This window comes from Streptomyces sporangiiformans (assembly GCF_005768555.2).
Taxonomy (GTDB): domain Bacteria; phylum Actinomycetota; class Actinomycetes; order Streptomycetales; family Streptomycetaceae; genus Streptomyces; species Streptomyces sporangiiformans.
Genome location: NZ_VCHX02000138.1, coordinates 1 through 26,250, shown reverse-complemented (window position 1 = coordinate 26,250; position 26,250 = coordinate 1). Strand labels below are relative to the sequence as shown.

Sequence of the window (26,250 nt, the reverse complement as noted above, 5' to 3'; positions counted from 1 at the left end):
CTTGGGCGCCGCGGGAGCCGGCGCCGAGGCGGCCGGAGCAGCCGGAGCCGCGGGCGCAGCCGGAGCCGCGGGGGCGGCAGTGGTGGTCCCCGCGGCCCCCGTGGCCGCAGTACTCGCCGGAGCCGATGCGGCGACGCCGCCCGGCTTGTAGTCGGCGAAGAAGTCCCACCAGGCGCGGTCTACCGAGTTCGGGTCCTGGAGGTACTGCTGATAGATCTCGTCGACGAGCCACTCATTGGGACCGAACGAGGCAGCAGGGGGCTTCTTCCCGGCTTGGTCGTCGGTCGAGATGCTCGAATTACTGGGGGACTGTGGCGACACGGCGGCAACCGCCCTCTTCCGCTTCACAAGGTGATGGACAGCGGGAATTAAGGCTACGCCCCGATGACCGATGGGTGCAGGCCGGGCCGGTTGATCGTCGCGTAAGTCACATCGAAAACCGCGTTTCGGTGATGGAAATGGCGGGAAACAAGCCAGGTTCCCACGCGGCATGCCCGCCGAGGAACGCGCCGAACCCGGATCCCGGCCCAGGAGGCGTGGCCTTCTGCCTGATCGTCTGCCTGATCACACGTGTCTGTCAGCATGGACGCACGCGGAACCTGTGGCTCCGATTCGAACCCTACGTCAACCTGTCAACGGAGGCAGCCCCGGAAGGGTGACCTGGATCCGGCAGCCCCGCCGGGATTCGGCCACACCGATCCGGCCGCCGTGCAGATCGACCGCCCAGCGGGCGATGGCGAGCCCCAGGCCCGTGCCGCCGTCGCTGCCCGGACCGTGCGGCGCTTCGGCCCCGCCCCGGTTGAATCGCTCGAAGACCCGGTGCCACTCGGACTGCGGAATGCCGGGCCCCTCGTCCAGTACTTCCAGGTCGAGTGACTCCGGGTGGGCCCCGCGCCGCGCCTTCACGGTCACGCGCCCGTGCGGCGGGCTGTGCTTGACCGCGTTGTCGATGAGGTTGGCGACGACCTGGTGGATCCGCTCCGGGTCCGCGTGCGCGGTCAGCTCGGGCGGTGACACGTCCAGGTGCAGATGCACGTCCGTACGCGTGTGGCTGCCGGAGCCCGAGGCGATGCCCCCGCGCGCGGAGACCACCATGTTGGCCTCCTTCAGGACGCCCGACAGATACGGCCACACCTCGAAACGGCGCTTGCGCAGCGGTACGACGCCGTTGTCCAGCCGGGACAGATCGAGCAGCGTCTCCACCAGGCGGCCGAGGCGCTCCGTCTGCTTCAGTGCCGTACGCATCGTCTCGGGATCGGCGGCCGAGACACCGTCCACGACGTTCTCCAGCACCGCGCGCAGTCCCGCGATGGGGGTGCGCAGCTCGTGCGAGACGTTCGCCACCAGCTCCTTGCGCTGGCGGTCCTGGGCCTCCAGGTCGTCGGCCATGCGGTTGATCGTCTGGGCCAGATCGCCCAGCTCGTCGCGGCGATCGGCCTTGACCCGGCGTGTGTAGTCGCCGTGCGAGATGGACCGGGCCACCGTGTTCATCTCGTCCAGGGGGGACGTCAGCGAATGCGCCACGAACTGTGTGATCAGCAGCGTCGCGATCATCGAGAAGACCGTGATGAACCGCAGCTCGGTCTCCGTGCGCACCGCGATCATCAGCAGACCGGTGGTGATGAAGACGGAGACGACGACCAGGGTGCCGAGCTTCGTCTTGATCGAGAAGGGGCGCAATCCGTCCCAGAGGCCCGTGCTCCAGCCGCCCGAGGCCCAGCCGCCCGAGCTCTTGCGCCCCCCGTCGACACCGCTCATGACACAAGCTCCCTCAGGAGTCCGTCCGGCTCTTGGCAGTCCCGTTCAGCCCCGCTCGGGGAGACCCGCCCCCTGCGGAGACCAGTCCCGCTCAGGGATTGGGGGTCTCCAGCGCGTAGCCGACGCCGTGCACCGTACGGATCCGCTCGGCGCCGATCTTCCGGCGCAGGGCCTTGATGTGGCTGTCCACGGTCCGTGTGCCGGAGGCGTCCGCCCAGTCCCACACCTCGGCGAGCAACTGCTCGCGCGAGAGCACCGCGCGCGGCGTGTTGGCCAGGCAGACCAGGAGATCGAACTCGGTGGGCGTCAGATGGACGTCCTCGCTGCGCACCCGCACCCGCCGCTGCGCATGGTCGATCTCCAGTTCGCCGAGGCGCAGGATGCCGGAGCGAGGGGTCGAGGCGGCCAGCGCGGCACGCTCCACCCGGCGCAACAGCACATGCACGCGCGCGGCCAGCTCGCGCATCGAGAACGGTTTCGTCATGTAGTCGTCGGCGCCCACGCCGAGACCGACCAGCATGTCCGTCTCGTCGTCGCGCGCGGTGAGCATCATCACCGGCACCGGTCGCTGTGCCTGCACCCGGCGACAGACCTCCAGGCCGTCGAAGCCCGGCAGCATGATGTCGAGGATCAGCAGGTCCGGCTGCCAGGCCTCCGCCGTGTCGACGGCGGCCGGACCGTCGCCGGCGGTCTGCACGAGAAAACCCTCGGCACGCAACCGGGCGGCGATGGCGTCCACGATCGTCGGATCGTCCTCGACCACCAGCACCCGGCGCTGCGCGCCCGGCGTGGCCGCGGTGCCGTTGTGGGAGGTGTGTGTCTGCTCCATCGCCCGCCCCTGATTGTGCTTTGCGGAACCCGTTGGGGGTGATTCCATGACTGCGCTTGACGCTTGAATGATCCGCGTCAGGTCAGCAGAGTACGGGCAGTTACCACCGCTCGGCTATTCAGGCCCGACAGCGAGATGCACGACGTCCGGAACGCCCCGGGCAACGGGGATCTCTTCGGTACGCACCCGTTGGAACCCGGCATTCCGCAAGGTTTCCTCAAAATCAGGCGAGGGCTGTGCCGACCATACGGCCAGCACGCCGCCGGGCCTCAACACCCTTGCGCACGCGGCGAGTCCAGCATTCGAGTAGAGGCCGTCGTTGCCCTCGGTCACGGTCCACCCGGGTCCGTTGTCGATGTCCAGGCACAGTGCGTCATACGTGTCGGATGTCTCATTGACGTACGCGACGAGATCGGCTTCGACGATTTCCGTGCGCGGATCCGCAAGTGCCGCCGCCGACAAAGGTGACAGCGGCCCGTCCCGGTGCCAGTCGATGATCGCCCGCTCACGCTCCACGACCGCGATGCGGCCCCAACCCGGGTCGGCCGCCGCGTGTGCGAGCGAGAACCCGACACCGAGTCCGCCGATCAGTACGTCCGGATCCGGGCGCCCGTCCAGAGCGCCGAGGGCGGCGTCGACCAGCAGCCGCTCCGAGCGCCCGTCGGAGGTGTCCATCAGGAAACAGCCGTTGGCGATGATCTGCAGCAACTCACCGTGGCGACGCAGCGCCACCTCGCCGAACGGGCCGTCGCGACGGTCGATGACAACGGGGACAACGGTGGTGTCGTACGCGGCGCTCATGGGCCCATCCTGACAAGTTCCCCCAGCCGGGGCAGGTGAATTGGCCGTGGGCCGGGCGCCATGAGAGCGCCGAAGCCAGGTCAGGCGGTGGGGCGGAGGTCGGAGACGAGGCGGAAGCGTTCCAGGACCGCCGGTGTCGTGTCGTCCACGGTGAACTCGGGATCGCCCAGCGCCGCGCGCATCTCCGTGCCGTGCCAGAACCGCTCGTGGGCCGCCCGCCACTCGGCCACGCCGGTGTGCCCCTCTCCCTCGTCCCGTACATGGGCGAGATCCACCTGTGCGAGGGGGACGACGCGGGCGCCGGTCACCTCGATGACGGCGACGGGACGGTCGTCCGAGTCGACGACCACCGAACGGCTCCCGACCTGCGGCAGGGGCTCGCCCTCGTGCTGGTAGTCGACGAGGAGTCCCGTCGTGGACGTCTTGGAGCCGTCGAGGATCGCCGCGACGAGCCGGTCGCGCAGCGGGCCGGGGAAGGCGAACTCGGCCTTCGGCATCGACGAGATGTCTGCGGGCGAGGCCGAGTCGGTCGTCATGCGGTCACCGTAGTCAGCGATCCGAAGCCCTGACCCGTAAATCCGGGACCCGTAGCCGCGCCCCGTAGAGCCGCGACCCGTGATCCTGCCCCCCTGACCAGTGATCGCTGAGAGCGAACACCTCCGGGGGAACATTCGGCGGTGCGCAGGCATTGAGTCGGCATAGCTCAACTTGACTGCCGAAGGGGAGATCATGGCTTTGACGTCCGCACCGCTCACCCTGCCCGTGCTGCCGCTCGACGACGAGGTCGTGCTGCCCGGGATGGTGGTGCCCCTGGACCTCAACGACGCCGATGTACGAGCCGCGGTGGAGGCCGCGCAGGCCGCCGCGCGTTCCAGTGGGGGCAGCAAGCCGAAGGTCCTGCTTGTTCCACGGATCGACGGGACCTACGCGAACACGGGGGTGCTCGGCACGGTCGAGCAGGTGGGACGCCTCGCCGACGGCGACCCCGGCGCCCTGATCCGGGGCCGCAGTCGGGTGCGTATCGGCGCCGGTACGACCGGGCCGGGCGCCGCTCTGTGGGTGGAGGGGCTCGCGGTCGAGGAGACCGTGCCGGATCCCCTGCCCGGCTCCGTGACCGAGCTGGTCAAGGAGTACAAGGCGCTGGCCACCAACTGGCTGAAGAAGCGCGGCGCCTGGCAGGTCGTGGACCGCGTACAGGCCATCGACGACGTTTCCGCCCTCGCCGACAACTCCGGGTACTCGCCCTTCCTGACCACGGCACAGAAGGTCGAGCTGCTGGAGACCGCCGACCCCGTCGCCCGTCTCAAGCTCGCCACCGAGCAGCTCCGTGAGCACCTCGCCGAGCAGGATGTCGCCGAGTCCATCGCCAAGGACGTACAGGAAGGCGTCGACAAGCAGCAGCGTGAGTTCCTGCTGCGGCGGCAGCTGGAGGCCGTGCGCAAGGAGCTGCGGGAGCTGAACGGCGAGTCCGAGGGAGAGGAGTCCGACGACTACCGGGCGCGCGTCGAGGCCGCGGACCTCCCCGAGAAGGTCCGCGAGGCCGCCCTCAAGGAGGTCGACAAGCTGGAGCGTTCGTCCGACCAGTCGCCCGAGGGCTCCTGGATCCGGACCTGGCTCGACACCGTGCTCGAACTCCCCTGGAACGAGCGCACCGAGGACGCGTACGACATTCAGGGCGCCCAGGCCGTCCTCGACGCCGAGCACTCCGGCCTGGAGGACGTGAAGGAGCGGATCACCGAATACCTGGCCGTGCGCAAGCGGCGCCTGGAGCGGGGACTGGGAGTCGTGGGCGGACGCCGCGGCGGTGCCGTGCTGGCGCTCGTCGGGCCTCCCGGTGTCGGCAAGACGAGTCTCGGTGAGTCCGTCGCGCATGCGATGGGGCGGAAGTTCGTCCGCGTCGCCCTCGGCGGCGTACGGGACGAGGCGGAGATCCGCGGTCACCGGCGTACGTACGTGGGCGCGCTGCCCGGTCGTATCGTCCGCGCCATCAAGGAGGCCGGGTCCATGAACCCGGTCGTGCTGCTGGACGAGATCGACAAGGTCGGCTCCGACTTCCGCGGTGACCCCGCCGCGGCCCTGCTCGAAGTCCTGGACCCCGCCCAGAACCACACCTTCCGGGACCACTACCTGGAGGTCGAACTCGACCTGAGCGATGTGGTGTTCCTGGCGACGGCGAACGTCCTGGAAGCCATTCCGGAGGCGCTGCTCGACCGTATGGAGCTGGTGCGGCTCGACGGGTACACCGAGGACGAGAAGGTCGTCATCGCACGGGATCACCTGCTGCCACGGCAGTTGGAGCGGGCGGGGCTCAAGGGCGACGAAGTCACCCTCGACGAGAGCGCCTTGCGCAGGCTCGCCGGTGAGTACACGCGCGAAGCGGGTGTACGGAACCTGGAGCGCTCCATCGCGCGGCTGCTGCGCAAGGTCGCGGCCCAGCACGAACTGGGCGAACGAGAGCTGCCGTTCACGGTGGGCGAGGGCGATCTGCGCGGGCTGATCGGGCGGCCGCACCATGTGCCCGAGTCCGCCCAGGACCCGGCCGAGCGCCGCACGGCGGTGCCCGGTGTCGCCACCGGGCTCGCGGTCACCGGCGCGGGTGGTGACGTGCTGTACGTGGAGGCGTCGCTGGCCGATCCCGAGACGGGCGCGGCAGGGCTGACCCTCACCGGCCAGCTGGGCGACGTGATGAAGGAGTCCGCGCAGATCGCGCTCTCCTTCCTGCGCAGCCACGGTGCCGAACTGGAGCTCCCCGTCGGTGACCTGAGGGACCGGGGCGTGCACATCCACTTCCCGGCGGGCGCGGTCCCGAAGGACGGCCCGAGCGCCGGTGTCACGATGACGACCGCTCTCGCCTCGCTGCTGAGCGGACGGCTCGTCCGTACGGATGTGGCGATGACCGGTGAGGTCTCGCTGACCGGGCGGGTGCTGCCCATCGGCGGCGTCAAGCAGAAGCTGCTGGCCGCCCACCGGGCCGGCGTCACCACCGTCGTCATCCCGAAGCGCAACGAGCCCGACCTGGACGACGTCCCGGCCGAGGTCCTGGAGAAGCTCGACGTCCACGCCGTCACGGACGTCCGTCAGGTCCTGGAGCTGGCGCTCGCCCCGGCGCGGAACGGGGCGGCTGAGGAGGTTCCGGTGGCGGCGTGACGGACGCCATCGGGATGGGAGGCCCGGGTCCCTGGCGGGGGCCCGGGCCTTCGCCGTCCCCCCGGCGCCAGGAGTCTTGTCGCCCTGCCGGTGGCGTGACCATGTCGGCACTCCGGGGTCGCGGGCTGCCGTTGGTCCGCTCCTGCGAAATACTGGCGGAGCTGCGGCAACGGCCGCGTTCGGACGGAAATTCTCAGGATCCGGAAACCGAGTCGGGAGCGGTGACGTGCACGAGGACGGAAACGGTGAGGGGCATCGGATCGGGCTCGGCTCGCCGGGAAGCGGTGGCGAGCCCGGTGCGTCCGGAAGCCATGCCGAGCCCGGTGCGTCCGGTAGCGGTGTGGACCAGGAGTTCCTGGCCCTGGAGCGCGAGTTGTCCGTCCTCCTGCGGCGCGCCCGCGCCTCCTCCGGCGAGATGGCCCGCGAAGTCCATCCCGACCTGGAGTCCTCCGCGTACGGCCTCCTCGTACGGCTGGCGGAGTCCGGGCGTCAGCGCGCCACGGAGCTGGCCGCGTACGTCGGCGTCGGCAAGGCCACGATGTCCCGCCAGCTGCGCGCCCTGGAGGAGCTGGGACTGGTGTACCGGGAGCCGGACCCCGCCGACGGCAGGGCCTGGCTGATCCAGCTCACGGACCAGGGCCGGGCGCGTTTCAGCTCGGTACGGGAGGCTCGCCGCGCCCGCTATGTGCGTCAGCTGGCGAACTGGGACCGCAAGGAGGTCGCCGAGCTCGCCCGGCTGCTGCACCAGCTGAACCAGGGCGTCGCGGAGGGGTAGTCACAGCTCGACGTACACCACCGTCGCGTCGTCGTGCGTCTTGCTCCGGCCCAGGAACACCCGTTCGGTATCGGCCAGCTCCAGAGCCCGTACGCGGTCGATGAGCGCCTGGGCGCCCTCCTTGCGCACGAGGGTGGCGAGGTCGGTCCAGTCGCCCTCCCGGAACTTCTCCGCCCAGCGGGTGGCGCCGTCCGTCAGGGCGGTCAGTGCACGGACGCCGGCACGCGGCAGTGTGCCCGTCACCGCACGGGCGGCCACCGAGGGATCGGCCGCCGCCGTGAAGAAACCGCCCTCCTTGTTGCGGACCGTGGCGTCGGTCGTCGCGTGCGTGGCCAGGGCGGCGCGGGGGATACGGGAGAGGCGGTCGTCGAGGAGCGCGGTGACCGTGCCGGCGGCGGACTCGACGAGGAGGGCGGAGTCGGAGAGGACGAGGTACTCGACGTCGTCGGCGGACCAGCGGGCAAGGACCACTGTTGCCTGTGGGGTGCGTGGGTGAGAAAGGTCACATGTGTCGCGATGGGCGTCGGCGGTCCGCTGGATGGCTTGCCTCAGCACCTCGGTGAGGGACGATTCCCGCCGCGAAACAGACAGTTCGTGGAGCGCGCCGCCGAGCCGTGCCGTGAACCAGGGGACTGAATGCAGACATCCCGCATCGGTCGCCGGCGGTGTCACTCCGTCCAGAACGACGAGCGAACCCCCCTCCCCGGAAGCCGGAATTCCCACCGACGCGTAGTCCTCGTTCGGGTGGGCAAGGGCACCGGGGGCCGAGATCAGTTCCGTGCGCATTCAGCCAGTCTGCACGACGTCTTCACAAGCTTCGTCAAAGGCTGGCAATCACCGCCGAATTGACTCAGCGTCGCAGGTCAGAAGCCTGATTTGCGACGGAATAAACAATTCCGCCGGAGAGTGATGGCGCATCTTGCCACCGGTCGGCGTGGGAGTCCAACCGGCGTGCCGCGCAAGGCCCTTGCACACGCCAGCGGAACTTGCCCGCCTCGGCCTCACCGAGGTTCACTCCTTTGGGTGGCGGGTCAGGCGATGCGCGGCCACTGCCCACCGGCACTGGGAGGGTCGGGAGCCGTAACGGGAACGACGTGAGCGTTGACGGTCGTTACCCGGGCCCATGGGTACACGAGTCAAGAATGCGAGCATCGGTGCAGAAGATGCGGCCTCGGCGCAAAGGCAGGCAGACGACCTCGGACGAAGGCTCCGGGCGCACGCCGAGCTCCCCGGACCTCACAGGAAAAGGCCGCCGTCCCGCCCACGTACGCAACCGGCTGATCGTCGCCGTCGCCGTCGTGGCCGCCGCGATCGCCGGAGCCGGCGCTCCCTCCGTGGTCGCCGCCTCGGGCGATCTGAACGACTCCCAGAACCTGGTGACGCTCGCCGAGCGCACCAAGGACGCGCTGACCCTCGCCCACGCGCTCGCCGACGAGCGCGACGAGGCCACCTCCTACATCGCGGCAGGCCGCCCCGACGGGGAGGGCCCCTCCGAGCAGCGCAGCGCCCGCGTCGACCGGCAGGTCGAGGAACTGCGGAGCGAGGCCCCCGCCACGCTCCGCAGCGACCTCGACAACATCGCGTCCGTACGACGAGCGGCGCTCACCGGGAAGAGCAGCGCTCTCGAAGCGCACCAGGCCTATACCGCCGCCATCAGCGAACTCCACGGCCTCGCGGAGGACCTGGCGGAACAGCTGCCGCCCCGTGCGGGCACCGGATCGCACGCGCTCGCCGACCTCGACACCGCCGTCCAGCAGGCCGCCGCCGCCCGCGGTCTGCTCCTCGCGGCCCTGAACGTACCGAGCACGACCCGCACCACCACCGACCCGATCACCGGTCTGCCCACCACGACCACCACGTCGTCGGCCGCCGACACCAAGCGGCGGGGCGCCCTCACCGCCGCCGCCCAGCAGGCCAACGTCCGCGAACAGGCCGCGCTCGCCGACTTCCACGACGCCGCGCCCAAGGACGACCGGGCCTCGTACGACTCCACGGTGACGGGCCCGGACGTCACGTCCGCCGAGAAGTACCTCGCGAACCTCGCCGACCAGCCGACCCTTTCCGACTCCGAGCTGGGCACCAGCACCAAGAAGCTGGACGCCGCGCTGTCCGCCCGCGTCGAGCTGATGCGCGGCGTCGAGGCCTCTCTCAACAGCCGGCGCGCCGAGGACCTCGCCCAGCTGCGCGACGACGACGTCACCGCCCTGGAGATCCGCATCGCGCTCCTCGGCGTCCTGCTGCTGGGCGCCGTCGGCGTCTGCACGACCATGGCCCGTACGCTGACCCGCCCGCTGGCCGTCCTGCGCATCGGCTCGGCCCGCCTCGCCGCCGACCCGGCCGCCGAGGAACCGGTCAAGTTCACCGGCCGCGACGACGAGTTCGCCCAGGTGGTGCGCTCGGTCAATGCGCTGCACACGCACGCCGTCACGCTCCATGAGCGGTTGACGACCCTGGAGGGCGACCGCAAACACCTCGTCGGCCAGCGGCAGACGATGGCCGACGAGCGTGAGCAACTGCGCGCCGAACTCGCCGCGGCCGCCGCCCACTTGGCGCAGGTCCGGCAGAGCATCCACGGCACCTTCGTCAACCTGTCGCTGCGCACCCTCGGCCTCGTCGAGCGGCAGCTCGCCGTCATCGAGAGCCTGGAGGAGCGCGAGCAGGACCCCGACCGCCTCGCCACCCTCTTCCGCCTCGACCACTTCGCCACCGTCATGCGCCGGCACAGCGAGAACCTGCTGGTCCTCGCGGGCGCGGACCACGGTCACCAGCACCCCGGCCCCGTCCCGCTCGTCGACGTCGTACGCGCCGCCGTCAGCGAGATCGAGCGCTACGAACGGGTACGGATCGCCGTGCTGCCGCCCCATGCCCACGTGGCCGGGTTCGCGGCGGACGACATCAGTCACCTGGTGGCCGAGCTCCTGGAGAACGCCAGCTCGTTCTCGCCGCCCGATATCCCCGTCGAGATCTCCGGCTGGCTCCTGGAGAGCGGCGAGGTCATGCTCTCCGTCCAGGACGAGGGCATCGGCATGACCACCGAGCGGCTCGACCAGCTCAACGCCCGGCTCGCGGACTTCGACCCCGAGGACGCGTACGACCAGGAGAGCGGCGAGGGCCTCGGGCTCGGCCTGTACGTGGTGGCGCGGCTCGCCCACCGTCATGGCGTACGGGTACGGCTGCGCGAGCAGAAGCAGGGCGGCATCGCGGCGGTCGCCGTCCTGCCCAAGCCGCTGCTCGCGGCCGCGCCCGCCGTCGCCGTGCCCGCGCAGACCCCCCGGCTGGCCGGGTCCGCACCCTCGCTGGCGTTCCCCGGCGTCGACGCCGAGGCCAACTCCAATCTGCTGAGCGGGCGTTCGGAACGGGACCCGCTGATCGCGGCGGCGGAGGAGGCGGCACGGGAGGCCGACTCCGATACGGCCGCGGCCCCGCCGTCCGCGCCCGAGACCACCATGAAGCTCATCCCGCTGAAGGACTCGGCCGAGGCCGAGGCGGAGGCCGAGACGCAGAGGACCACCGAATCCGGAACGGGCGACGGGCCCGAGGCCTTCGGTGAACCCGGGGTGGTCGGTGGACCGGAGACGTCCGGTGGGCCGGAGACGGTCGGCGCGCCCGGGGCGGTTGGTGGACCCGCGGCGGTCGGCGTACCGGGGGCGGTCCCTGAACCTGAGGCGGTCGGCGGGCCGGAGACGGCCGGTGGGGCCGGGCCGGTTGGCGGACCCGAGACGGTCGGTGGACCGGAGATGGTTCCTGATCCCGGGACGGTCGGCGGCCCGGAGGCGGTCGGTGGACCGGAGATGGTTCCTGATCCCGGGACGGTCGGCGGCCCGGAGGCGGTCGGCGGACCCGAGGCGGTCCGTGAACCCGGGACCATCGGCGGACCCGAAGCCGGTGCCGACCCCGTAGTCGCCATCCCCGCTCAGACCTCCGCCGACCCCTTCGCCGCCGACCCGTACGCCATAGGCCCCGAGACCCACGAGCGGGTCCCCGACGGGCCGGCGCGGGGCGGTGACGAGCCGGAGCAGGTCACCGACAAGGGGTTGCCCAAGCGGACCCCCAAGATCTCCGCGCCCCCGCCGCAGGCCAGGCGGCGCGCGGGCGCAGTGGACGCCGAGGCGTTGCGCCGCAGGCTCGGCGGATTCCACCGGGGCGCGACACAGGGCCGCCGGGACGTCGAGGCCGAGATCGCTCAGCAGACCGCCGAGACAAAGGCGCCGACAGAAGAAGTCGTAGGAGCCGAGGGGGATACAGCCGAGGAGGCAAGCAGTTGACCGCGCCGAGTACCTTCGGGCTCAGCCATGAGGCCCGCAACCTGCACTGGCTGTTGACGAACCTCGTCGAGGAGGTGCCCGGCATCCTGTCGGTCGCGGTGGTCTCCTCCGACGGCCTGATGCTGCTCTCCTCCGACCCCGGGAGGAACGAGGAGGCCAGGGCGGCGGGCACGGACAGGCCCGTCGGCCCCAGGGGCTCCTCCGCAGACCTCGCCACCGTCGTGTCCGGCATCGGCAGCCTCACCGTCGGAGCCGCCAGGCTGATGGACGTCGGCGGCGTCAAACAGACGATGGTCGCGATGGACGAGGGCAGCCTCTTCGTCATGTCGATCAGTGACGGCTCGCTGCTCGGTGTGCACGGTGCGCCGGACTGCGACATGAGCGTCGTCGCCTACCACATGGCGCTCTTCGTGGGCCGCGCCGGACATGTCCTGACCCCCGAACTCCGCAGCGAGCTGCGCCAGTCGATAGAGGACGCGTCGATAGGGAGCACCCAGTGAGCAGTACGCCCAAGCTTCCGCTCCGTGGCGGCGACCGCAAACCCGCCCGCGTACGCCCCTACTCACTCACCGGCGGCCGCACGCGCTTCGGGCACGTGCTGCTCGTCGAGACGTTCGTCGCCGCGCTCGAAGCGCCCGAGGAGCGGAAGGAGCTGACGGGGGGAGGGGCCCTCAACACCCGGGTGATGCCTGAGATGCGGGCCATCGTCGAACTCTGCCGCCGCATGCGCACGGTGGCCGAGATCGCCGCGCTGCTCAAGATGCCGCTCGGCGTGGTCCGCGTGCTCCTCAGCGACCTGGCGGACCAGGGAAAGATCCGCGTGTACGGAACCGGTCACGGCCCGGGACAGCCGGACCGCGCACTGCTGGAAAGGGTGCTGAATGGACTCCGCCGTCTCTGAAGCGGCCGCCGAAGCCGTCGCTGAGCCTGCCGTCGAACACGTCGCCGAATCCGTCGGATCCGCCGCCCCACCCGTCGTCGTCCCGGACGCGGACGAGAGCCCGCAGGCCTGGCAGACCGACCGGACCCGCGCCCCGATCGCCACGAAAATCGTGGTGGCGGGAGGCTTCGGCGTAGGCAAGACCACGCTCGTCGGCGCCGTCTCGGAGATCACGCCCCTGGAGACGGAGGCGCTGATGACGGAGGCCAGCGAGGACACCGACGACCTCACGGCGACGCCCGGGAAGCTGACCACGACCGTGGCCATGGACTTCGGCCGCATCACGCTGGACGACGACCTGGTGCTCTACCTCTTCGGTACGCCGGGCCAGCAGCGGTTCTGGTTCATGTGGGACGACCTCGTGCGCGGGGCGATCGGGGCGGTCGTCCTCGCCGACACCCGCCGCCTGAAGGACTGTTTCCCGGCGCTGGACTACTTCGAGAGCTGCGGACTGCCGTACGTCGTCGCGGTCAACCACTTCGACGGCACCGCGCGGTACGAGCCGGAGGACGTGCGCGAGGCCCTCACCGTGCCCGCACACATACCTGTCATGATCATGGACGCGCGCCGCCGGATATCGGCGGTCGAGACCCTGCTGGCTCTCGTCGGCCACGCACTGGAAGTCAGCCCCGAGTAGTCACGAGCAGCCCCGAGCAGTTCCTCTCCGAGCAGTCCCGGCCGTTCATCTCCGAGCGGCCCGGAGCAGTACCGATTAGGAGAACCACCCGAATGCGGAAGATACTCGTCGTCGGAGCCGGCCAGTCCGGACTCCAGCTCGCCCTCGGACTCCAGTCGCACGGGTACGAAGTGACCCTGATGTCCAATCGGACGGCGGACGAGATCCGTACCGGCCGCGTCATGTCCACACAGTGCATGTTCCACACGGCGCTGCAGTACGAGCGTGATCTTCAGCTGAACTTCTGGGAGTCCCAGGCCCCGAAGATCGAAGGACTCGGTGTCTCGGTGGCGGCCCCCGGCTCGCACGACCCCGGTCCGACGCAGCGGGCGATCGACTGGGTGGGCAAACTCGACGGGTACGCGCAGTCCGTCGACCAGCGCGTGAAGATGGCCGGCTGGATGGAGACGTTCGCGCAGCGCGGCGGCCAGCTCGTGATCCACGGCGCGGCGGTCTCCGACCTCGACTACTTCTCCCGTACGTACGACCTGGTGCTGGTGTCGGCGGGCAAGGGCGAACTGGTCTCCATGTTCGGCCGCGACGCCTCCCGCTCCCCGTACGCGGAGCCGCAGCGCGCCCTGGCCGTCGCGTACGTCCACGGCCTGGGCCCGCGCCCCGAGCACCCCGACTACGAAGCCGTCCGCTGCAACCTGGTCCCGGGCGTCGGCGAACTGTTCGTCATGCCCTGCCTCACCACCTCCGGCCGCGCCGACATCCTCTTCTTCGAGGGCATACCCGGCGGCCCGCTGGACGCCTTCCAGGGCGTCAAGGACCCCGCCGAACACCTCTCCCTGACCCTGGAACTCATGGAGCGGTTCGTGCCGTGGGAGTACGCGCGGGCCACGAAGGTCGAGCTGACCGACGCGAACGGCACCTTGTCGGGGCGCTACGCCCCCACGGTCCGCAACCCGGTCGGCCGCCTGCCCGGCGGGGGCCTGGTACTCGGTGTCGCGGACGTCGTCGTGGCCAACGACCCGATCACCGGGCAGGGCTCCAACTCGGCCTCCAAGTGCGCGGCCTCGTACCTGGACTCGATCCTCGCGCACGGCGAGCGCGAGTTCGACGAGGCCTGGATGCGGCAGACCTTCGACCGTTACTGGGACACCGCCCAGCACGTCACCAAGTGGACCAACGCGATGCTCGGTGTGCCGCCCGAGCACGTGCTGAACCTGATCGGCGCGGCGGGCCAGCTCCAGCCGGTCGCGGACCGCTTCGCCAACGGCTTCAACGACCCCTCCGACTACGAGAACTTCTTCTACGAGCCGGAGAAGACCGAGGCCTACCTCGCGTCGGTGGCGAAGGCGACGGAACCCTCACACTCCTGATCCCGTAACCCTCGTCACCCCTGCCCCGTGTAACCCGCGTCCGACCCGTTCATGGAACCCCGGGGAAGCCGCGGCGGTGTGTACCGCCGCTGCGGCTCCCCGGCCGGGTCGGGCCGGACCGCGCCCAGCACCGGATTGGCCGCGATCGGGGAGACCTTGACGTTCGCGCCGGGCCGGGGTGCCTGGACCACCATGCCGTTGCCCAGGTAGAGGGCGACATGCGTGGCCTCGGGGAAGTAGATCACCAGGTCCCCCGGCCGCAGGCTGCTCAGCGGAACCCGGCGCAGCCGGGCCCACTGCTCCTGACTGGTGCGGGGGATCAGCTTCCCCGCCTGACTCCAGGCCCGCGAGGTCAGCCCCGAGCAGTCGAACGAGTCCGGCCCCACAGCGCCCCACACATACGGCTTGCCGATTTGCCCCACGGCGTACCGCAGCGCCGCCTCGCCCGCCCGCGAGGGTGTCCGCGCACCCTTCAGGGTGCCCGAGGCCATGAACTTCTTCTGCTGCTCGGCCTCTTTCGCCCGCTCCAGCGCGGCCACCGCGGCGATCTGGTCGGCCCTGAGGGAGGCCAGCAGTTCCTCGACCTCCTTGAGGCGCTTGTGTACGGCGTCGCGGTTCTTCTTGTGCCGGTCGGCGAGGGTGAGTTGGTCGTCGAGGGCCTTACGGGCCCTGCGGGCGAGTCCGGCCGCCTTCTTCTCGTCGCTCACCAGCCGGTCCACTGTCTCGGCGCGCTGCTGGGCGAGCTGCCCGATGACCTGCCCCTGGTCGAGCGCATGCTGCGGGTCGCGGGCGAGGAGCAGCCGTACGTATGTGGAGATCTCGCTGCTGCCCTGGTACTGCTGCCGGGCGAGCCGGCCGGCGGCGGCACGGCTGTCCTGCAGGGAGAGCCGGGTCCTGGCCAACTGTCCGTTCAGCTTCGCGACCTGGGCGCGCTGCTTCTTCAGCTTCTCCTCGGTGGCGTTGTACGTCTCGGTGGCCTTCTCGGCCGCCCGGTACAGCCGCTGAAGGCCCGTCAGCAACTCCGTGATGGAACGCTCGCCGTGTGCGCCGGGCTTGCCGGGTGCGCCGGGCTCGCTGGGCTGAGGTTCGGCGGTGGCCGGTACGGGTGCGAGGACCGCGCCTGCCGCGATCGCTGCCGTACAGACCAGACGCAGGAGTCTTTCTGACACGTCATCACCTCCGGTACGGGGTGGCCCCTCCATCCCGTAACGAGAGCATCAGACGCGTGGGTCGCCATCGCGCGCGGTCAGTGGTCGGTTCGGCCCAAGCAGGTCACTCGTCGGCGTCATCCGGCTTGCCGCCCGGCGTGGTGTCTGGCTTGGGGTCCGGCTTGATGCCCGGCGTGACCTCAGGCTTGACGTCCGGCTTGACGTCCGGCTTCGACCACGGCCACTTGAGTTTGCCGCGCTGGTCTCCCTCGGGGTCGAACTCGTACTTCCACCCCTGACGCAGACCGAGCCGTTTGCTCTGCCCCGCCTGTACGCGTCGGTAGACGAGAATCGTCGGCGGGCCGCCGCCCGCGTCCGGGACCGGGACGCGGTACACCTTCGGCGGGTGTCCGGTCGGGCCGAGCAGGACCGGCAGCACGCGGCCGTCCAGAGGGCCGCCCTCGAAGGGGGTGTCTTCGCTTTTCACGGGGGCATTCTCACAGTCGGACGGTCAGAGGACTCAGAGGACTCAGAGGACTCAGAGGGTCAGAGCAGATGCGCCGCGTCCCCCACCACGGTCAGCACCTGGCGGGCCAGCGTGCCGATGGGGCCGTCGGCCGGCTCCAACGCGAGCGCGGCCCGTACGACCTCGGCGGTCTGCGCGTCGCGGGCCGCCGTGGCCACGAGACAGGCCACGAACTGCTCGACCAGCCAGTCGCGCAGTTCGTCCAGCGGCGGTTCCTTGTCCTCGTCGAGCCAGATGAGCGAGGCGGCCTCGACGGCGGTGATCCACATGCGGACGGTCATCCGTAGCCGCGGTCCCGGCTCCGCCACGTCGAGGTGACGCAGAATGTGCCCGGCGGCGGCTCGTCGTACGCCGTCCACGATGGCCGTGGTCCTCGATGTGCCGACGACGCTGCCGCCCTGCAGGAGCGCGCTGAACCCCGCGTCGTGCTCTCCCACGAAGGCGAGGTAGCGGTCGAGCGCGCGGGAGAGCCGCTGGGTCAGCGGGCCCTCCGGGGGCTCGGCGAAACAGTGCTCCAGGTCCTCGGCGGCGGAACGCAGGGCGGCCTCGTACAGCTGCTGCTTCCCGCCGGGGAAGTACCGGTACACCAACGGCCGTGACACCCCGGCTGCCTCTGCCACGTCGTCCAGCGAGACGTCCTCCGGCACCCGATGCGCGAAGAGCTCCAACGCGGCGTCGAGCAACTGGCTGCGCCGCTCCTCGACACTGAGCCGCCGGTACGCGCGAGTAGGAGCCTCCGAGGTCATATCGGCAGCGTACGCCGTGCCTCCGGCGGTTGGGCGGTCTCGCTTTCTGCCGGTGGGTGGGTCGGGGTCGTGTACCGGTACGTCCGCCCGTCGCCGCGGGGGCGTACGGCCCGGGGTGGGTAAGTCGGTGCGGGTTGCCTGAGACAAGCCCTACGCGACGGGCGATGACGCACCGGCACACGACCCCTCCCGTGCGCTGGCGACTGCGGGTGAGTGCCCCTTCAGGCGCGTGAGCGGGGGTGCGCCCCTTCAGGGGCGCGGGGAACTGCGCGACCAGCCACGACGGGCCCGCAGCCGAAGTGCGAGCGATGGAGGGCTCAGGCCAGCAACCCCGACGCCCTCCACAGCCGTCGCCCGACCCCCCGCAGCACGCCGATGTCGTCCAGGAAGTCGGTCAGACGCTTCGCCCCGGTCCGCATGACCTCACGACGATGCCCACTGGCCCGCACCTGGGCCAGCGCCTCCCGCTGATCGAGACCGACATCCGGATACACCGCGGGATTGATGAAGGCGACGGAGAAGACACGCGCGAACTCACCGGAGGTGACGCGCGTGAACTCCTGCGACCACCGCGGCGCGGTCACCATCTGACGGCGCAGCTCCTCACGCGCGTAGCGGACGTGACGGGCCTCCTCGACGACATGGATACGCGTCACGCCCCGGATCAGTGGCTGGACCCGCTCATCCGGAAACGTCAGCCGTTGCATCCAGTCGAGGACCTCCTCGCCCAGCAGCGTCGCCGTGAACGACCCCGGAGTCGTGGAGATCGTCTTGAACAGTCGGCCCAGATTCTGGTGCAGACGGCTCACCGGGTAGTACGGCGTGCCGCTCCGGCTGATGAGCCGCGCGAACATCTTCGAGTGCCGGCACTCGTCCTCGATCTCCGTGAGCGCGTAGCGCACATGCGCACTCGTCGCCGCCTTGTCGTAGATGTGCCGCACCAGCAGCTGCATCAGGATGACCTCGAACCAGATCCCCAGCGAGGCCAGCGCGGCGGCCTCGTGCCGGGAGAGGAGGATGCGCTGCTCCTCGGACATCCGCTGCCACATCGGCGTCCCGTACAGCGACACCAACTCCGGCGGCCAGAACCACTTGCCCTCCACGAGGGGCGCGTCCCAGTCGAGCTCCTTGTCGGGATCGAAGGAGTGCTTCGCGGACGAGGCGAGCAGCCGCTCGGCCACCTGCTCCCGGTCCTTGAGCTGGCCGAGCGCGTCGCGCAGACCTTCGAGTGCTTCGGCATCCGTCACGGTCGTCATGGCCGAGCCACCTCTTCAAAGGTCCGGAGATGCAAGGGAGATGCAAGGGAGATGCAGGGGGGATGCAAGGGTGTTACCGGCGGTCGCCTTGTATGAGACTAGATGTCAGCAAGGTCGTCAATCCCTTGTGCGAACTTGTTGACACCGTGTCTACCACGCGAGAGCCTGCGGATTATGCCGACGTATGAGCTCTACGCAAAGGACCCTGGAGACCCTCTCTGGCAGGTGCCCGCGAGCGGCGCGGCACGCTTCAGCTGGGAGTACGACGACGGACGAGACCGGCTGCTGGCCCTGTACCAGAAGGGCAAGGACAAGCAGTGGGACGGACAGCGGCGCATCGACTGGGACCTCGAAGTGGATCCCCAGGACCCACTCGGTATCCCCGACGAGTCACTCAGCCTGTACGGCACCCGGCACTGGGCGAAGCTGACGGAGCGGGACAAGGGCGACCTGCGCCGGCACTACGCCTCCTGGCAGTTCAGCCAGTTCCTGCACGGCGAGCAGGGCGCGATGGTGTGCGCGGCCCGGATCGTCGAGTCCGTCCCCGACCTGGACGCCAAGTTCTACTCCGCGACGCAGACGATGGACGAGGCCCGGCACGCGGAGATCTACGGCCGGTTCCTGCACGAGAAGATCGGGATGCTGTACCCGGTCAACGACAACCTGAAGTCCCTGCTCGAAGACACGCTGCGCGACTCGCGCTGGGACATGCCGTACCTCGGGATGCAGGTGCTCATCGAGGGCCTGGCGCTCGCCGCCTTCGGCATGATCAGGGACACCACCGACAAGCCGCTGCCCCAGCAGATCCTCGCGTACGTCATGCAGGACGAGGCGCGGCACGTGGCGTTCGGCCGGATGGCCCTGCGCGACTACTACCGGCAACTGTCCGACGCCGAACTGCGCGAGCGCGAGGAATTCGTCATCGAGGGCTGCTACCTGATGCGCGACCGGCTGCGGGGAGTCGAGGTCCTGGAGAACTTCGGCATCCCCTCGGCGGAGGCCGAGGAGTACAGCGAACAGTCCGAATTCCTGGCTCTCTTCCGCCAGTTGCTCTTCAGTCGCATCGTCCCCTGCGTCAAGGACATCGGCCTGTGGGGCAAGCGCCTCCAGCAGGCGTACGTCGACATGGGTGTCTTCGAGATGGGCAACTCCAATTTGGACCTCCTCATGGCCCAGGACGAGGAGATCGCGGAGAAGCTGGACGCGGAGCGTTTCGCTCAGGAGGAACGGGAAAGGGTCGCGGAGGTGGACGACGCGATCGACGCGGGGGCTTCCTGAAACAGTCCCTGCTGTGGGGCGTCGCGGGAGCCGGATTTGCGCCACTCATGACGTGTCGGCCTGAAAATCCGTTGTGCGTCACCGACCAAGGCCTTGCATCATCGCGACATGAACGAGCCGACACCCGCCGCCACGCCCGCGCCGGCCCACCGTATCGCCGCCCGCCGCAGCCTCGAAGGCCTCGCCCTCGGGGACGCCTTCGGCGAGCGCTGGTTCCCGCTCTTCCGTGACCCGCAACAGGCGTACGAGGAGATCCGCGCCCGGCGTACACCCGAGGAACCGCTGTGGCACTGGACGGACGACACGGCGATGGCGCTCGGTGTGCAGCGGGTGCTCGACCAGTACGGCGAGATCCGGCAGCCCGCGCTGGCCCGCGTCTTCGCCCTCGGCTACGCCGCCGACCCCGCGCGCGGCTACGGCTACGGCATGCATGAGTTGCTGCCCCGGCTCCTCGAAGAGCCCGACCGCTGGGTCGAGTTGGCGAGCGGGCTCTTCGACGGGGAGGGGAGTCTCGGCAACGGCGCGGCGATGAGGGCGGCGCCGCTGGGTGCCTGGTTCCGGGACAGCCTGCTGCGCGTCGTGGAGCAGGCGATGCTGTCGGCCCAGGTCACCCACGCCCACCCGGAGGGCGTCGCGGGCGCCATCGCCGTGGCCGTCGCCGCCGCGCTGTCCACGCGGGGGGAGCTGAGCATCGACGCCGTGGCGGACGCGACGCCCGACAGCGCCGTACGGGAAGGCCTGCTGCGTGCCGCGCGGCTGGCCTTCGACACGGAGCCCTGGAAGGGCGCGGACCTTCTCGGCAACGGCGCGCGCGTACGGGCCGACGACACCGTGCCCTTCGCCGTGTGGTGCGCGGCCCGTCACCCGGACGACCTGACGGCCGCGCTGTGGACCACGGCGGAGGGTTTCGGCGACGTCGACACGACGTGCGCGATCACGGGCGGCATCGTCGGGGCGCGGACCGGCGTCGAGGGGGTCCCGGAGGAGTGGCTCCGCCGACGGGAGCCGTTGCCCTAGCCGGGCGGGACGGGGGTGGTGCGGTTGTGCGTCGGGTGCGGGTTGTGTGTGGCTGGGCGCGCCCACGCGGCGGAGCCGCATATGTCGCAGCCCCGCGCCCCTAAAGGGGCGCGGGCTCGTCCGCCCGTGACGCCAGTGGGTGGGCCTCCTGCTGTGGGAACGTCGTGCGCAAGTTGAACGCGTACGCGGTCGCGCCGTGCGCGCGCAGATGCAGCAGCCGCTCCTCCGCCTCCGCGACCGTCGGCCGGTGCCCCGCCGGGACCCACCACAGTGCCGTGACCGCTTCCTGCAGGCGCTCGAACCACTCGCGGCGGCGGGCCAGCAGTTCCCGGTGCTGCCCCTGGTACATGAACGCCGTGAGCGTGTTGGTGTCCCGCCACACCGACATGTTGACGATCAGCCAGTCGTCGCCGAAGACCGGGACATCCGTCGCGTTGCCCGAGTCGCTCTGCAGACGCCAGACGAATCCGTCGGAGGCGTCGGCGACCGCGTTCACCGGGTCGAGCGCGTCGACGAAGTCCTTCAACTGAGGGGAGTCCAAGGGGGCCTTGAGGCGGGCGATGTTGACCTGGGCGAGTTCGTACGCGGCAGATGTGGTCATGTACCGAACGATAGGTCGGTCGGGTGCGGTTGCCCCAGCCCCGTCTCATCCCGCGAACAGTAACCGTCTCGATGCCGTCAACGGCCCAGGCCGGCACGTGAGTTCAGGACCTCCTTCATCACGGCCCGGGCGATCGGCGCCGCGTCTCCGCCGCCGCTGATGTCGCCCCGGTCGGCCGACGCGTCCTCGACGACGACCGCGACGGCCACCCCCGGTGTCATGGAGTCGTCGGCCTGGGCCCAGGAGATGAACCAGGCGTACGGCAGGCCCGCGTTGTCGACGCCGTGCTGCGCGGTGCCGGTCTTGCCACCGACGGTGGCGCCGGAGAGGGCGGCATTCCTGCCGGTGCCCTCCCTCACCGCGTCCGCCATCAACTCCCGCATCCGCACGGCGGTGGCGGGGCTCATGGCCCGGTGCAGAGGGCGCGGCCCCGGAGTCGACACCGTGGCGCCGGCGGCCGTGGTCGTCCGCTCCACCAGATGCGGTGTGCGCACCGAGCCGCCGTTCGCGACGGCCGCCGAGACCATCGCCATCTGCAGGGGCGTCGCCCGTGTGTCGAACTGGCCGATGGAGGAGAGCGCGAGCTGCGCCCTGTCCGCCCCCGTGCCGAAGGTGCTGGGAGACACCGGGAACGGGATCCTCATCCGGTGGTCGTTGAAGCCGAAGGCGGCCGCCGTGCCCGCCATCCCCGCCGGGCCCACGTCCACGCCCAGTTTGGCGAACACCGTGTTGCACGACCACTCGAACGCATAGCGCAGCGACGCGTTCTCGCAGCCCTCGACCTCGTTCGTCAGCTCGGCCGAACTGCCGGGCAGCCGGTACGGGTCCGGGGAGTCGGTGGGCGCGTCCACATCCGTCACCACGCCCGCCTCGAGGGCCGCCGCCGCGGTGATCACCTTGAACGTCGAACCGGGCGGATAGGTCTGCCGGATCACCCGGTTGAGCATCGGCTTGTCCGCGGCGCGGTTCAGCCGTTTCCATGCCTTCACCACCGTCGAGTCCGTTCCGGAGAGCTGCTCCGGGTCGTAGGAGGGGGTGGAGACGAGCGCCAGGACCCGGCCCGTCGACGGTTCGAGCGCGGCCACCGCGCCCCGCCGGCCGCCGAGCCCTTCGTACGCCGCCCGCTGCGCGGCCGGGTTGAGGGTCGTGACGATGTTGCCGCCGGGGTTCCGGGCACGCGTGAGGTCGTTCCACAGGGGGAGCGAGGACAGCATCGGGTCGGTGCCCGAGAGGACGTCGTCCTCGGTGTTCTCCAGCAGAGTCGTCCCGTATGCCTGCGAGGCGAAGCCGGTGACGGGCGCGTACAACGGGCCGTTCCTGTACGTCCGTTCGTAGCGGAGCTGCTCTCCCGAGTCCTCGGAGCCGGTGACCGACTTTCCGCCGACCAGGATGTCGCCGCGCGGCTGGGCGTAACGGGCGATCAGCAGACGGCGGTTGGCCGGATTCTCGTCGTACGAGCGGGCCTGGACGATCTGGATGCGCGTGGCGTTCCCGAGGAGGGCGATCAGCAGGAGGACGCAGAACACGGCGGCGTGCCGGATGGTGGGGCTTCCCCCTGGCCGAGAGAGGTCGAGACCTCGGGGGAGGGTGGTCATGAGGCCGCCCTCATGAGTCGCCGGGCGGCCCTCTTCGGTCTTGTCGCCGGTCATGATGCGGCCTCCCTGTGGTTCTGGCGCCCGAGGTCCTCGTCCCCTCCGGTCCGGCGCCCGGCGCTCATGCCCTCGGTGTGCGCGCCCCGTGCCGAGTCGCTGACGCGGATCAGCAGGGCCACGATGATCCAGTTGGTGACGACCGACGACCCGCCCTGCGCCAGGAACGGCATCGGCATCCCGGTCAGCGGGATCAGCCCGGTCACGCCGCCCGCGATCACGAAGACCTGGAGCGCCACGATCGAGGCGAGGCCGACGGTGAGCAGCCGTCCGAACTCGTCGCGCAGGGCCAGTCCCGTCCGGTAGCCGCGCTCGACCAGCAGCCCGTACAGCAGGAAGATCGCGGACAGTCCGGCGAGGCCCAGTTCCTCGCCCGCCGTCGCCAGGATGAAGTCCGACTTGGCGGCGAAGCCGATGAGGACGGAGTGGCCGAGCCCGAGGCCGGTGCCCAGCATGCCGCCTGCGGCGAACGCGTAGAGGGACTGGGCGAGTTGGTTCGGTCCCAGGCCCGCGTCGACCGATGCGAAGGGGTGCAGCCAGTCCTCGACGCGGGTGTGGACGTGCGGTTCGAACTGGCCGACGGCGAACGCGCCGAGCGCCGCGAGCAGCAGACCGATCGCGAGCCAGCCGGTGCGGCCCGTGGCGACGTACAGCAGGACCACGAACAGGCCGAAGAACAGCAGCGAGGTGCCGAGGTCCCGCTCCAGGACGAGTACGGCGACGCTCAGCAGCCAGACCGCGACGATCGGGCCGAGCACCCGCCCGGTGGGCAGCTGGAGTTTCCAGATGCGGCGACCCGTGTACGCGAGGGCGTTGCGGTTCGCCGCGAGATAGCCGGCGAAGAACACCGCGAGCAGCACCTTCGCGAACTCGCCCGGCTGGAGGGAGAACCCGGCGACCCTGATCCAGAGCCGGGCGCCGTTCAGGGGAGGGAAGAAGACCGGCAGGACGAGCAGGACCAGCGCGGCGACGACGGAGAGGTACGTGTAGCGCTGGAGCACCCGGTGGTCGCGCAGGAAGAGCACGACCGTGATGAACAGCCCCACGCCGAGCGTCGACCAGACGAGCTGCGCGGTGGCCGCCCGGTCGGCCGGGGTCTCCAGGTCGAGCCGGTAGATCAGTACCAGGCCGAGACCGTTGAGCAGCACGGCGATCGGGAGCAGCAGCGGGTCGGCGCGGGGCGCGCGCAGCCGCACCGCGCCATGCGCGAGGAGCGCGAGCACGCCGAGCCCGGCGCCGTAACCGGCGGCGCCGGGCGGGACGGTGCCGTTCCTGGCGAGTCCGACGGCGCAGTAGCCGTACACGGAGAGCAGGACGGCCAGGACGATGAGGGTGAACTCGATGCCACGGCGCCGGGGGAGGCGTACAGCGGGAGTGGGCGGGTCCCCCTGCGCTGTCGTTCCGGGCGAGATCATGTCCGGAACGTAGCAAGCGAGGCACCTGATGTCCCGTTATGTAGGGATAATCGGGCTGTTCCGGTGTACCTGGCGGGCGCCGATCCTCAGCACCAGCGGGGCGACGGGCCGATGTTGTTGATGTAGCGCGCCGCGCCCCAGGCCCAGGTGCCGTCCGCCAGGAGGTACCAGAGGGGGTTGCCGTCGACGGTCTCGCCCGGTTGCTTGCAATAGATCTGGACGATCTCGCCCTGTGCGGCGGTGCGGACCACCGCGCTGCCGCGGGTCGGGGCGTTGCGCAACAGCAGGCCGCCGACGGCGGTGACGACGCCCTGGTAGGCGGTGGTGTCGGGAACGGGAGCGGGGTCGGGGCCGTCCGCGAGAGCGGGGCCGTTCGCGAGGGCGGGGCCGTTCGCGAGGGCAGGGCTCGTCACGCCGAGGACGAGTGCACCGGCGGCGGCAGTTATACCGAGGCGGATGAGAGCGGAACGCGGGGACATGGCGGCTCCTCCATAAAGGGGCAAATGTGACTGATCGCCACATTAGAAGCAGCCCTCGGAGCGCGCCCGTCGCACTGCGCCATCGGGGGCGGTGGCTGGACTACGCTCCGGCGCCACCGGGTTGCGCGGCCGTCATTCGGTCAGCTCTTCGAGGAGCCGGGCCGTGTCGAGGCCCGTGCTCAGGTACTCCACGAAGAGCTCGTTGTGCAGCGCCCAGGGTGAGCGGCGGGTGCGGATCAGGCGGATCGCCTCTTCGGCTGTGCTGCCCGCGCCGATCAGGGCGTGGGCGACGACCAGGCCCGAGCGGTTGTAGCCGTGGTAGCAGCGGACCAGGACCCGGCGGCCCTGCTCGAGCGCCTCCTCGGCTGCGCGCGCGAGCCGCATCACGCCCGCCAGCTGCGTCCCGTCGAGGGGGCCGTCCGGGATCGGCCATACGTGGTGTTCGACGCCCGCGTCCGGGCCGTGACCGGGCAGTCGCAGCAACGTCAGGACCAGGTCGAATTCATCTCGTACGACGGCGAACTCCGGGTGCCCGGAGTGGCCCGTGTACTCGTGTCCGCCCATCCAGAGGCCAGGCACGATCTCGCTCCATGCCCGGTCCGGGACCGGCACATCCGGTTGGTTCCCGCGAGTCCGCAAAGGCACCTCCCCGATCAACTCCTCCCAAAGGTAACCGGCTTCTTGCCCCTGGAGCACCCCGCCTGTTCCCATGGTCGTGGGGTGATGGTGCATGAGCGGACTGCGCGTTGTACCGACCTGGCGGCACGGTCAGGAGCGGTTGTACGTCTGTCTCACGGATGGCAGGAACGTCGCCTGGTACGACAGGGAGGCGGGCCGGGTCAACCTGCTCAGCGAGGACCGGCTGGAGGAGGTGCTCGACGCGCTCGGGCCCTTCCTGACAGGCCCGGTGGCCGTCGGACCGCCACCGGTGCCGACGCCCGCGGAACTCGCCCGGCTCACCCTGCACCCGGACGACGACCTCGCGCCGAACCGGCCCGGTGAGGCCCTCCAGATCGCCCTGGACCGTGACTCGTCGTCTCCGCGCCGACTGCGCCCCGATCCTCGGCGGCGGGCGCTCGCCGCGGAGCAGGCCGTCGGGGAGGCGCTGGACGGGCTGGAGCGCGCGGGCTGGCATGTCCTGCACTCGCTTCCGCTCCCGGGCGGCGACCGTATCCACCACCTGGTGATCGGGCCCGGCGGGATCTTCGCCGTCCACACCCTGTACGCCCGCAAGCAGCGGGTTCTGGTGGCCGACCCCATGGTCTCGGTGGGCCGGCGCGAGTCGCGTTCCCTTCTGCGGCGGGTGCGGGGGGATGCGGACCGCGCCTCGTACGCCCTGACGGCGGAGGTTCATCCGGTCCTGGTGCTCCATGGTGCGGCGGGGGTGTCTGTCGCGAGTTCGCTGCGTGCGGTGCGTGTCCTGCGGGACAGTGATCTCGGGGCGCTGTCCCGTGCGGGGGGTGTGCTGAAGCCGGCGGATGTCGAGGCGCTCCATGCGGTGGCTCGGGATCGGAGTACGTGGCTGCGGGTCTGAGGTGGGGGGTTTGCTTTCCCCAAGCCCACCCCTTCCCGGAACTGGGGGCTGTGCCCCCAGGCCCCCCGGGGTTGATTTTCGGGTG

The 26,250-nt window shown here is 70.5% G+C and carries 25 protein-coding genes; 10 read left to right on the top strand and 15 right to left on the bottom strand.

Annotated features, from left to right (window positions below; genetic code table 11):
- The 5 genes from FGD71_RS20545 to FGD71_RS20525 form a co-directional block, all read right to left on the bottom strand.
- Positions 1–321 (bottom strand): 2-oxoglutarate dehydrogenase E1 subunit family protein (locus FGD71_RS20545; protein WP_140935918.1); only part of this gene is annotated, 321 nt, incomplete at its 3' end.
- A 303-nt stretch (positions 322–624) separates the two neighbouring features.
- Positions 625–1,758, bottom strand: a complete 1,134-nt coding sequence (locus FGD71_RS20540) for a HAMP domain-containing sensor histidine kinase (protein ID WP_119101943.1) — start codon at positions 1,756–1,758, stop codon at positions 625–627.
- Between the two features lie 91 nt (positions 1,759–1,849).
- Positions 1,850–2,587, bottom strand: a complete 738-nt coding sequence (locus FGD71_RS20535; RefSeq protein ID WP_119101942.1) for a response regulator transcription factor — start codon at positions 2,585–2,587, stop codon at positions 1,850–1,852.
- Positions 2,588–2,701: 114 nt separating this feature from the next.
- A complete protein-coding gene (locus FGD71_RS20530) occupies positions 2,702–3,388 on the bottom strand; it encodes a spermine/spermidine synthase domain-containing protein (protein WP_119101941.1) in 687 nt (228 codons plus the stop codon).
- 80 nt (positions 3,389–3,468) lie between these two features.
- Positions 3,469–3,924, bottom strand: coding sequence for an ASCH domain-containing protein (locus FGD71_RS20525; protein ID WP_119101940.1), 456 nt, complete (start codon positions 3,922–3,924; stop codon positions 3,469–3,471).
- Positions 3,925–4,117: 193 nt separating this feature from the next.
- On the opposite strand from FGD71_RS20525, the gene lon reads away from it, so the two are divergent.
- Complete coding sequence (gene lon, locus FGD71_RS20520; protein WP_119101939.1) at positions 4,118–6,535, top strand: endopeptidase La; 2,418 nt, start codon at positions 4,118–4,120, stop codon at positions 6,533–6,535.
- A 226-nt stretch (positions 6,536–6,761) separates the two neighbouring features.
- Entirely contained in the window at positions 6,762–7,310 is a 549-nt protein-coding gene (locus tag FGD71_RS20515) for a MarR family winged helix-turn-helix transcriptional regulator (RefSeq protein ID WP_181359244.1), read from the top strand.
- Here the strand turns inward: FGD71_RS20515 and FGD71_RS20510 are convergent, their stop codons facing one another.
- Positions 7,311–8,096 carry a protein phosphatase 2C domain-containing protein gene (locus tag FGD71_RS20510; RefSeq protein ID WP_119101938.1) on the bottom strand — a complete coding sequence of 262 codons (786 nt, stop codon included), beginning with the start codon at positions 8,094–8,096 and terminating at the stop codon, positions 7,311–7,313.
- A gap of 377 nt (positions 8,097–8,473) precedes the next feature.
- Here FGD71_RS20510 and FGD71_RS20505 point away from each other — a divergent pair, with 377 nt between their 5' ends.
- The 5 genes from FGD71_RS20505 to FGD71_RS20485 all read left to right on the top strand — a co-directional run bounded on the left by FGD71_RS20505 (position 8,474) and on the right by FGD71_RS20485 (position 14,516).
- Entirely contained in the window at positions 8,474–11,575 is a 3,102-nt protein-coding gene (locus FGD71_RS20505; protein ID WP_420878326.1) for a sensor histidine kinase, read from the top strand.
- Positions 11,572–12,075: a roadblock/LC7 domain-containing protein gene (locus FGD71_RS20500; protein ID WP_119101936.1), complete on the top strand. Its 504-nt coding sequence runs from the start codon at positions 11,572–11,574 to the stop codon at positions 12,073–12,075. Before FGD71_RS20505 ends, FGD71_RS20500 begins: the two co-directional genes overlap by 4 nt.
- Positions 12,072–12,476, top strand: coding sequence for a DUF742 domain-containing protein (locus FGD71_RS20495; protein WP_119101935.1), 405 nt, complete (start codon positions 12,072–12,074; stop codon positions 12,474–12,476). The genes FGD71_RS20500 and FGD71_RS20495 overlap by 4 nt, the downstream gene beginning before the upstream one ends.
- Entirely contained in the window at positions 12,457–13,152 is a 696-nt protein-coding gene (locus FGD71_RS20490; RefSeq protein ID WP_119101934.1) for a GTP-binding protein, read from the top strand. Before FGD71_RS20495 ends, FGD71_RS20490 begins: the two co-directional genes overlap by 20 nt.
- A 92-nt stretch (positions 13,153–13,244) precedes the next feature.
- Positions 13,245–14,516 carry a styrene monooxygenase/indole monooxygenase family protein gene (locus tag FGD71_RS20485; protein WP_119101933.1) on the top strand — a complete coding sequence of 424 codons (1,272 nt, stop codon included), beginning with the start codon at positions 13,245–13,247 and terminating at the stop codon, positions 14,514–14,516.
- A 14-nt stretch (positions 14,517–14,530) separates the two neighbouring features.
- Here FGD71_RS20485 and FGD71_RS20480 read toward each other — a convergent pair whose 3' ends face one another.
- From FGD71_RS20480 to FGD71_RS20465, 4 genes are all read right to left on the bottom strand, one after another.
- Positions 14,531–15,685, bottom strand: a complete 1,155-nt coding sequence (locus tag FGD71_RS20480; RefSeq protein WP_119101932.1) for a C40 family peptidase — start codon at positions 15,683–15,685, stop codon at positions 14,531–14,533.
- Between the two features lie 103 nt (positions 15,686–15,788).
- Positions 15,789–16,151, bottom strand: coding sequence for a hypothetical protein (locus tag FGD71_RS20475; protein ID WP_119101931.1), 363 nt, complete (start codon positions 16,149–16,151; stop codon positions 15,789–15,791).
- A gap of 59 nt (positions 16,152–16,210) precedes the next feature.
- Positions 16,211–16,936 carry a TetR/AcrR family transcriptional regulator gene (locus tag FGD71_RS20470; protein WP_119101930.1) on the bottom strand — a complete coding sequence of 242 codons (726 nt, stop codon included), beginning with the start codon at positions 16,934–16,936 and terminating at the stop codon, positions 16,211–16,213.
- Between the two features lie 317 nt (positions 16,937–17,253).
- Positions 17,254–18,192, bottom strand: a complete 939-nt coding sequence (locus FGD71_RS20465; RefSeq protein WP_119101929.1) for an AurF N-oxygenase family protein — start codon at positions 18,190–18,192, stop codon at positions 17,254–17,256.
- Between the two features lie 174 nt (positions 18,193–18,366).
- On the opposite strand from FGD71_RS20465, the gene FGD71_RS20460 reads away from it, so the two are divergent.
- Together FGD71_RS20460 and FGD71_RS20455 are read left to right on the top strand one after the other, a co-directional pair.
- Positions 18,367–19,470 (top strand): ferritin-like domain-containing protein, encoded by a 1,104-nt coding sequence (locus tag FGD71_RS20460; protein ID WP_119101928.1) that lies wholly within the window; start codon positions 18,367–18,369, stop codon positions 19,468–19,470.
- A gap of 108 nt (positions 19,471–19,578) precedes the next feature.
- The gene (locus FGD71_RS20455; protein WP_119101927.1) at positions 19,579–20,487 is read left to right on the top strand and encodes an ADP-ribosylglycohydrolase family protein; all 909 of its coding nucleotides are present in this window, start codon (positions 19,579–19,581) and stop codon (positions 20,485–20,487) included.
- 100 nt (positions 20,488–20,587) lie between these two features.
- Here FGD71_RS20455 and FGD71_RS20450 read toward each other — a convergent pair whose 3' ends face one another.
- From FGD71_RS20450 to FGD71_RS20430, 5 genes are all read right to left on the bottom strand, one after another.
- On the bottom strand, positions 20,588–21,088 hold the full coding sequence (locus tag FGD71_RS20450; protein ID WP_119101926.1) for a DUF3291 domain-containing protein: 501 nt from the start codon (positions 21,086–21,088) through the stop codon (positions 20,588–20,590).
- Between the two features lie 77 nt (positions 21,089–21,165).
- Positions 21,166–22,683 carry a peptidoglycan D,D-transpeptidase FtsI family protein gene (locus FGD71_RS20445; RefSeq protein WP_119101944.1) on the bottom strand — a complete coding sequence of 506 codons (1,518 nt, stop codon included), beginning with the start codon at positions 22,681–22,683 and terminating at the stop codon, positions 21,166–21,168.
- 50 nt (positions 22,684–22,733) lie between these two features.
- A complete protein-coding gene (locus FGD71_RS20440) occupies positions 22,734–24,152 on the bottom strand; it encodes an FtsW/RodA/SpoVE family cell cycle protein (RefSeq protein ID WP_119101925.1) in 1,419 nt (472 codons plus the stop codon).
- Positions 24,153–24,238: 86 nt separating this feature from the next.
- The gene (locus tag FGD71_RS20435) at positions 24,239–24,631 is read right to left on the bottom strand and encodes an SH3 domain-containing protein (RefSeq protein ID WP_119101924.1); all 393 of its coding nucleotides are present in this window, start codon (positions 24,629–24,631) and stop codon (positions 24,239–24,241) included.
- Between the two features lie 132 nt (positions 24,632–24,763).
- Positions 24,764–25,270 carry a protein-tyrosine phosphatase family protein gene (locus FGD71_RS20430; protein ID WP_162931180.1) on the bottom strand — a complete coding sequence of 169 codons (507 nt, stop codon included), beginning with the start codon at positions 25,268–25,270 and terminating at the stop codon, positions 24,764–24,766.
- Positions 25,271–25,361: 91 nt separating this feature from the next.
- Here FGD71_RS20430 and FGD71_RS20425 point away from each other — a divergent pair, with 91 nt between their 5' ends.
- Positions 25,362–26,165, top strand: coding sequence for a nuclease-related domain-containing protein (locus FGD71_RS20425; protein ID WP_119101922.1), 804 nt, complete (start codon positions 25,362–25,364; stop codon positions 26,163–26,165).
- Positions 26,166–26,250 lie beyond the last annotated feature (85 nt).

Excerpts from the sequence above, each read along its gene's own strand:
- FGD71_RS20530 (WP_119101941.1), bottom strand. The coding sequence starts at position 3,388 with ATGAGCGCCGCGTACGACACCACCGTTGTCCCCGTTGTCATCGACCGT.
- FGD71_RS20450 (WP_119101926.1), bottom strand. The coding sequence starts at position 21,088 with ATGACCACATCTGCCGCGTACGAACTCGCCCAGGTCAACATCGCCCGC.
- FGD71_RS20535 (WP_119101942.1), bottom strand. The coding sequence starts at position 2,587 with ATGGAGCAGACACACACCTCCCACAACGGCACCGCGGCCACGCCGGGC.
- FGD71_RS20435 (WP_119101924.1), bottom strand. The coding sequence starts at position 24,631 with ATGTCCCCGCGTTCCGCTCTCATCCGCCTCGGTATAACTGCCGCCGCC.
- FGD71_RS20490 (WP_119101934.1), top strand. The coding sequence starts at position 12,457 with ATGGACTCCGCCGTCTCTGAAGCGGCCGCCGAAGCCGTCGCTGAGCCT.
- FGD71_RS20440 (WP_119101925.1), bottom strand. The coding sequence starts at position 24,152 with ATGATCTCGCCCGGAACGACAGCGCAGGGGGACCCGCCCACTCCCGCT.
- FGD71_RS20485 (WP_119101933.1), top strand. The coding sequence starts at position 13,245 with ATGCGGAAGATACTCGTCGTCGGAGCCGGCCAGTCCGGACTCCAGCTC.
- FGD71_RS20445 (WP_119101944.1), bottom strand. The coding sequence starts at position 22,683 with ATGACCACCCTCCCCCGAGGTCTCGACCTCTCTCGGCCAGGGGGAAGC.
- FGD71_RS20455 (WP_119101927.1), top strand. The coding sequence starts at position 19,579 with ATGAACGAGCCGACACCCGCCGCCACGCCCGCGCCGGCCCACCGTATC.
- FGD71_RS20465 (WP_119101929.1), bottom strand. The coding sequence starts at position 18,192 with ATGACGACCGTGACGGATGCCGAAGCACTCGAAGGTCTGCGCGACGCG.
- FGD71_RS20505 (WP_420878326.1), top strand. The coding sequence starts at position 8,474 with ATGCGGCCTCGGCGCAAAGGCAGGCAGACGACCTCGGACGAAGGCTCC.
- FGD71_RS20470 (WP_119101930.1), bottom strand. The coding sequence starts at position 16,936 with ATGACCTCGGAGGCTCCTACTCGCGCGTACCGGCGGCTCAGTGTCGAG.
- FGD71_RS20525 (WP_119101940.1), bottom strand. The coding sequence starts at position 3,924 with ATGACGACCGACTCGGCCTCGCCCGCAGACATCTCGTCGATGCCGAAG.
- FGD71_RS20540 (WP_119101943.1), bottom strand. The coding sequence starts at position 1,758 with ATGAGCGGTGTCGACGGGGGGCGCAAGAGCTCGGGCGGCTGGGCCTCG.
- FGD71_RS20460 (WP_119101928.1), top strand. The coding sequence starts at position 18,367 with ATGCCGACGTATGAGCTCTACGCAAAGGACCCTGGAGACCCTCTCTGG.
- FGD71_RS20425 (WP_119101922.1), top strand. The coding sequence starts at position 25,362 with ATGAGCGGACTGCGCGTTGTACCGACCTGGCGGCACGGTCAGGAGCGG.
- FGD71_RS20510 (WP_119101938.1), bottom strand. The coding sequence starts at position 8,096 with ATGCGCACGGAACTGATCTCGGCCCCCGGTGCCCTTGCCCACCCGAAC.
- lon (WP_119101939.1), top strand. The coding sequence starts at position 4,118 with ATGGCTTTGACGTCCGCACCGCTCACCCTGCCCGTGCTGCCGCTCGAC.